Below are 5905 nucleotides of genomic sequence, written 5' to 3'. Positions count from 1 at the left end.
GCGCCAGAGCTGGGTCGGCACCAGCGAGAGGTGAGTGATGGGCTGGCACTCCAGCCGCTCCTTGAGGGAGCGTTCACGTTGATCCAGCACTAGCGTGGCGCCCGCCAGAAAGACCCGAAACAGGATGGCGTAGCCGCCCACATGGAACAGCGGCAGGGAGAGCAGCCAGCCGCAGGCCTCATCGAGGGGAATGAGGGTGGCAGAGCCGCGCGCCGAGGCAAGGTGGTTGCAGAGCCGGTGCACCACCGCTTTCGGCGTACCGCTGGAGCCGGAGGTGAGGATCATGTTGTTGAGCTGGGTCGATTCCAGCGGCCATGTTTCCTCGCTTGCCGGCAGTTCGTGCGTGAAGTCGAGGCACAAGGGTTGCCAGTTGCCTGCCGGGATCTCCCCTGCCGACCAGAAGGCATCGGCATCGAGTTGCACCGCCAGCTCGCGCTGCTTTTCGAGAGGAAAGGCGGGGTTGAGCGGGCAAAACACCACGCCGCTGCGCACGCAGGCCCACGCCAGCAGCACATCTTCCAGCGCACCGCGCACCACCGCCGCCAGATGAGCGCCACGACGCACTCCGGCTTGTTCCAGCTGTTGGCACAGGCTGTTGAGGCGAGCATCGAGCTGGCGATAACTGAGAGGCGAGGCGGTGTGGATGGCAATGCGGTTCGGGGCTGTGATTGCCCGGTGGCGTACCGGGCAAGGCGTCTGTTCGAGTGAACGGGAGGGGTCAATCACGGTAATACAGTTGCTCCAGTCGGCTCAGATCCGGTTTGCCATCTTCCCCCAGCAGATTGCCTGCCATCCAGCGGCGGGTATCCAGACCCGGCGCCTGTTCCGGCGCCCATTCGCCCGCCAGATGAAAGAGCTGGTTCAGGCCCAGATCCGATTCGAAGCAGGAGGAGATGATCACCTTGAGCCGCAGTTCGCGGGCGCGGGCGATCAGCGCTTCGCAGTTGGCGAGTGAACCGAGCAGGGTGGGTTTGAGCACCAGCGCGCGCAGTTGCGGGATCGGCTCCCACGGCTTGCCCTGCGCCAGCAGCTCATCCAGCGCCACCGGCATGCCGGTGCGGTTGGCGACAAAGGCTATGTCGGCAAAGTCGGCGCAGGGGTCTTCCAGATACTCGATGCGATTCGGGTCGAGGTGGCCGCAGAAGGTCCACGCCTCCTCGCGAGTCCAGCCCTGGTTGGCATCCAGCACCAGCTTGAGGGAGGGAAGGCGGTCGCACAGCAGGCGGATCAGCGCCAGCTCGTCACGCATCGGGTAGCGCGCTACCTTCAGCTTGGCCTTGCCGGGCGTGCGGTGCAGCCACTCTTTCCAGTTGCGCAGCAGCTCCTGGGGGGAGCCTTGAATGAGGGGATAGGGCTCCGGCAGCGGGTTGCGCTGCTCGGGCCATGTCCGGCGCGCGCAGTCGAGGCCAAATTGCACCGACGGCAGCACGGGGTTCGGGGTATCGCCGGTGGCCAGGGCCGCCAGCGTGGCAAGGGCTTCTGCCTCTGCCTGTTGCAGGCTCTCTTTCGAGAAGCCGGGCAGGGGGGCGATTTCCCCCCAGCCGTCGTTGATGCGTACCAACAGCCCCTCTCGCGCCACCTCCACCTTGCCGTGAAAGGTCAGTGGCTGGGTAAAAGGCAGTTGATAGCGATACAGGGCGAGTGTCATCAGGGGTTCCGCTTGTATTTGGAGAAGTCGGGGCGACGCTTTTCGTTGAAGGCGTTGCGGCCTTCCTGACCCTCTTCGGTCATGTAGAAGAGCATGGTGGCATTGCCCGCCAGCTCCTGCAAGCCCGCCTGACCATCACAGTCAGCGTTGAGGGCGGCTTTCAGGCAACGCAGCGCCATCGGGCTGTTTTGCAGCATTTCGCGGCACCAGCGCACGGTTTCACGCTCCAGTTCTGCCAGCGGCACGACGGTGTTGACCAGACCCATGTCGAGGGCTTGCCGGGCATCGTACATGCGGCAGAGGAACCAGATTTCGCGGGCCTTCTTCTGGCCGACGATGCGAGCCATGTAGGAAGCCCCCCAACCGCCATCGAAGGAGCCCACTTTCGGGCCGGTCTGGCCAAACTGGGCGTTGTCGGCAGCGATGGTCAGGTCACACATCATGTGCAGCACGTGGCCGCCACCGACCGCGTAACCGGCCACCATGGCAACCACCGGCTTCGGGCAGGTGCGGATGTCGCGCTGGAAGTCGAGCACGTTGAGGTGGTGAGTCCCCTCGTCATCGCGGTAGCCACCGTAGTCACCACGGATCTTCTGGTCGCCACCGGCGCAGAAGGCTTTCTCGCCAAAACCGGTCAGGATGATGGTGCCGACCTGATCGTCATAACGGGCATCGGCCAGCGCCTGCAGCATCTCTTTGACGGTGCGGGGACGGAAGGCGTTGCGTACCTGGGGACGGTTGATGGTGATCTTGGCAATGCCATCGTTGGACTTGTGATAGAGGATGTCCTCGTAACCGGCGGAGCAATCCTGCCACTCAACCGGAGCGTACAGTTCCGCTTCCGTCATTGCTTCAATCATGGTTTTTTCCTTCTGATCTGGGAGAGTGCAGTTGAGCACCGAGTTGAACACTGAGTTGAGCAATCCCGGCATGTTGAACAGGTGCATACAGTTCAGCTTCCGTCATTGCTTCAATCATGACTCTTCTCTTCTTGTTGGTTGACCCACTCCGCGAGGAGTCGGGCAAAGTTATCAGGCTGATGGGCGTGCAGATTATGGCCGCCATCCAGCACCAAGTGGTTGATTCTGCGATCCTGGTTCGCCAGCTGGCAAGCCAGCTGATGGAATTTGTGATCCCGCTTGCCACTCACCCAGGTGACCGGCAGCTGGCTCGCCATGAGCCAGGGGGCGAGATCCGGCTGCTTGCCTAGCGAGGTTGCGCGCAGCATGGTGGCGATGCCCTGACTGTCGTTGCCAAGGCGGCGGGCGATCTGGCTGGCCCGGGCCGCATCGTCAAGATCGGCAAACACCCCTTGCCGGTACCAGTCTGCCAGCACGTCAGCCAGTGGTTCCTGCTCAAAGCGCCGCGCCCACTGTTCATCGTGCTGGATGCGGGCGGCCCGTTCACAGGCCGGTAACCCTGGGTTGCAGTTCTCCAGCAGCAGCCCCCGCAGCCCGGTGGGCTCGCGGTTGGCGTGGTAGAGGGCCAGTCGCCCCCCCAGCGAATAACCCGCCAGCAGATAGCGTTCAATGTTGCGGCTGGCCAGCTCGGTGACCAGCCACTGGTGGCTCTGCTCAAAGTCGCTGACGTTGAGATCGCTATGCTGGCCGTGACCCGGCAGATCGAGGGCGATGCAGTGGGTGGCGGGCAGCCGGTCGATCACCGGTTGCCAGTCGCCGCTATCCCCCAGCAGGCCGTGCAGCAGCACCAGCGGCACATTGGCATCTTTATTTGCCACGGATGGCGGCCCCCAGCGCCTTGAGATCATCGGCCACTTGCTCGCTCGGTACCCGGATCTCGATCAAGGTAACGCCATGTTGGAGGGCGGCGCGGTAATCGCGTTCGAACTCGGCCAGTGTGGTCGGCGCCCGATAGGCGAGGCCAAACATGGCGGCAGCATGTTCAAAGCTGAGGCCGTGGGGCAGCCGGTAGTAGCTCTCCAGCAGTTCCCCTTCGGTGGGCACCGGCAACATACGAAAGATGCTGCCGCCATCGTTGTTGAGCAGGATCACCACCAGCGGTCGGCTCGCCTTGCTGAGCAGGGCGAGGCTATTGAGATCGTGCAGGGCGCTGAGATCCCCAAGCAGCAGGGTGGTGGGCTCATCGCTGCCCGGTTCGACCGATTGGGCAAACCCGTAGGCGGTGGCGATCAGGCCATCGATGCCGGAGGCGCCACGGTTGGTCATCACCCGGCTCGGCCCCTTGCCCGTTTCGCCGAGCATATCCATCAGTCGGGCTGGCATGCTGTTGCCGACAAACAGTTGGCCTTCGATCAGGCGGTTGAGGCGATGGCAGACCCCAAGCTCGGAGAAGTGCTCGCAGGCGGCGGCGATCTGCTGGCTGGCGTTGTGTTGCAGCTCGGCCAATGTGTGCCAAGGGGCTTGTGTGGTGACCGGATGGGCCGCAGCAAAGGCGCTGGCACTGCAGAGCAGCCGGTTGCGCAGCCGGTAGTCGGGATCGAGCCGCGCCGGTTGCGGATCCACCAGCCAGTAATCTTGCCATGAATGGTGTTTGATGAACTGGCCGAGCCGCTTGGAGACAAGCCGCGCGCCAAATTGCAGCAGCACCTCGGCGCGGCCCAGCTCGGCGACGAATTCAGGGTCGTTGAGCGCCATATCCATGTGGATGAGGTTGCGGCTATCGAAGCGGATCTGGCTCTGCAGATCTGCCAGCAGCGGCCAGCCGAGTTGCTCCGCCAGCGCGGCGGCAGTCTGTGCCTGCTTCGGGTCGGTAATGCGACCAGCTACAACGATGCCGCGCTGTTGCCGAAAGGTTTCCCATTCTGCCTGAGGTGGGCAGGTCGGCTCGCTTTGCTGCCACGGGCTCCAGGGTTTGTGCGAGCCGAGCCAGTCACCGAGGGGGGCCAGATAGTCGGAGAAATCCTGATAGTGCTCGCCCGGGTAGAGGGGCTCGGGGTACATGCAGTTGAAGTGCACCACCCCGGGAGTGAGAGCCTGCTTGGCCAGCGCCTGATCCACCGAGCTCAGCACAAACGCCGCCGGAATGGTCGGGGTGGGGCTCGGCAGGTTCTGCTGATAGACGGGGTAGCGGCCGAAGATCCCCTGCTGGTCGATCGCCTGATTGGCGCCGTTGTCGATAAGCTCGTGAGGGCGATCGGCGGAGAGAATAATCAGCGGCACGCCGGTGAGCTGGGCCTCTGCCACGGCGGGCCAGAGGTTGGCCACCGCAGTACCCGAGGTCATGATCACCGCCACCGGCCGGTTGCTCCCCTTGGCCAGCCCCAGCGCCATAAAGCCGAGACCGCGCTCGTCAAAGTGCAGGTGACGACGAAAGCCCTGATGGGCCGCGGCCGCCATGGTCAGCGGCGCAGAGCGGGAGCCGGGGGCCAGCGCGATGTCGCGCACCCCGAGGCGAAAGAGCTCCTCCAGCAAGAGGGAGGACCAGACGTGGTTGAAGGTGGCGTGCTGGCTCGAAAACGGGGTGCAGGCAAACTCTTCGCTGGCAGGCTCTTTACGGGTGGGCATAGGGGCTCTCGTAGCGTGAAAAGGGTGAATGACTATCCCAGCAGGGAGAGCACATTGGCGATCTTGTTGTCGAGCTCAGCCCACTCGGCGACAGGCTCGGAACCGGCGACAATGCCGGCACCGGCAAACAGGGTGACGCTGCCCGGCTGAATGCGGGCGCTGCGAATGGCGACCGAGAACTCGGACGTCTCCCGACTCAACATGCCGCAGGCTCCGGCGTACCAGCCCCGATCATAGGGCTCGAACTCGCGGATAAAGGCGAGCGCTGCCTCGCGCGGGGCGCCGCCCACAGCCGGAGTCGGGTGGAGGGCATCGAGCAACTGCCAGTCGCAGACCCCGGGCTTGAGCTCGGCTTCGATATCGCACTTGAGGTGTTGCAGCAGCCGCAGTTTGAGAATGCGTGGCTCGGTCAGGGTGGCATCGTGGGTCAGTGGCGCCAGACGGCTGAGGATGTCGGCGTGTACCAGACGGTTCTCCAGCCGGTTCTTGCTGTCGGTGAGCAGCTCGGCGGCCAGTTGGGCATCGACCTCTTCATCGCCGGAGCGGCGAATGGTGCCCGCCAGCGCCTCGGTAAAGAGGTGGCGATCTTCCCGGCGGTAGAGCCGCTCGGGAGAACAGGCGATAAAGGCCTGCTCGGGGGAGAATTGAAAACCGAAGTGGAAGCAGTCCTGGGCGTGGCGGGCCCACTGGTCGAGCATGGCCCAGGGATTGATATCCGCATCATGGTTCGGACTGGTCAGCCGGCTCTCCCGCGACAGCACCACCTTGGGAG

At 64.0% G+C, this 5905-nt stretch carries 7 protein-coding genes; all 7 read right to left on the bottom strand.

All coding sequences use genetic code 11. The annotated features are described in order from the left end of the window. A partial coding sequence (locus DBR30_RS21825) for an AMP-binding protein (protein ID WP_258224331.1) occupies positions 1–726 on the bottom strand: 726 nt, incomplete at its 3' end. Further along, positions 719–1648 carry an o-succinylbenzoate synthase gene (gene menC, locus DBR30_RS07520; RefSeq protein WP_019445475.1) on the bottom strand — a complete coding sequence of 310 codons (930 nt, stop codon included), beginning with the start codon at positions 1646–1648 and terminating at the stop codon, positions 719–721. The genes DBR30_RS21825 and menC, both read right to left, overlap by 8 nt. Continuing rightward, a complete protein-coding gene (gene menB / locus DBR30_RS07515; protein ID WP_108540537.1) occupies positions 1648–2508 on the bottom strand; it encodes a 1,4-dihydroxy-2-naphthoyl-CoA synthase in 861 nt (286 codons plus the stop codon). The genes menC and menB overlap by 1 nt, the downstream gene beginning before the upstream one ends. Then, positions 2501–2626 (bottom strand): hypothetical protein, encoded by a 126-nt coding sequence (locus tag DBR30_RS21820; RefSeq protein WP_258224330.1) that lies wholly within the window; start codon positions 2624–2626, stop codon positions 2501–2503. Before DBR30_RS21820 ends, menB begins: the two co-directional genes overlap by 8 nt. Beyond that, positions 2619–3416 (bottom strand): 2-succinyl-6-hydroxy-2,4-cyclohexadiene-1-carboxylate synthase, encoded by a 798-nt coding sequence (menH, locus tag DBR30_RS07510; RefSeq protein WP_108540502.1) that lies wholly within the window; start codon positions 3414–3416, stop codon positions 2619–2621. Before menH ends, DBR30_RS21820 begins: the two co-directional genes overlap by 8 nt. Then, positions 3376–5133, bottom strand: coding sequence for a 2-succinyl-5-enolpyruvyl-6-hydroxy-3-cyclohexene-1-carboxylic-acid synthase (gene menD, locus DBR30_RS07505; protein WP_108540505.1), 1758 nt, complete (start codon positions 5131–5133; stop codon positions 3376–3378). Before menD ends, menH begins: the two co-directional genes overlap by 41 nt. Positions 5134–5165: 32 nt before the next feature. Further along, positions 5166–5905, bottom strand: a 740-nt coding sequence (locus DBR30_RS07500; RefSeq protein WP_146181366.1) for an isochorismate synthase, incomplete at its 5' end; no start/stop codon positions are given.

It is taken from the genome of Aeromonas sp. HMWF017 (assembly GCF_003061465.1).
In the GTDB taxonomy this organism is placed as follows: Bacteria; Pseudomonadota; Gammaproteobacteria; order Enterobacterales; family Aeromonadaceae; genus Aeromonas; species Aeromonas veronii.
This window is presented reverse-complemented; position numbering and strand designations above follow the sequence as displayed.

Bases quoted from the DNA above. Each gene is read 5' to 3' on its own strand.
- menC (WP_019445475.1), bottom strand. From the start codon at position 1,648: ATGACACTCGCCCTGTATCGCTATCAACTGCCTTTTACCCAGCCACTG.
- menB (WP_108540537.1), bottom strand. From the start codon at position 2,508: ATGATTGAAGCAATGACGGAAGCGGAACTGTACGCTCCGGTTGAGTGG.
- DBR30_RS21820 (WP_258224330.1), bottom strand. From the start codon at position 2,626: ATGATTGAAGCAATGACGGAAGCTGAACTGTATGCACCTGTTCAACAT.
- menH (WP_108540502.1), bottom strand. From the start codon at position 3,416: ATGATCTCAAGGCGCTGGGGGCCGCCATCCGTGGCAAATAAAGATGCC.
- menD (WP_108540505.1), bottom strand. From the start codon at position 5,133: ATGCCCACCCGTAAAGAGCCTGCCAGCGAAGAGTTTGCCTGCACCCCG.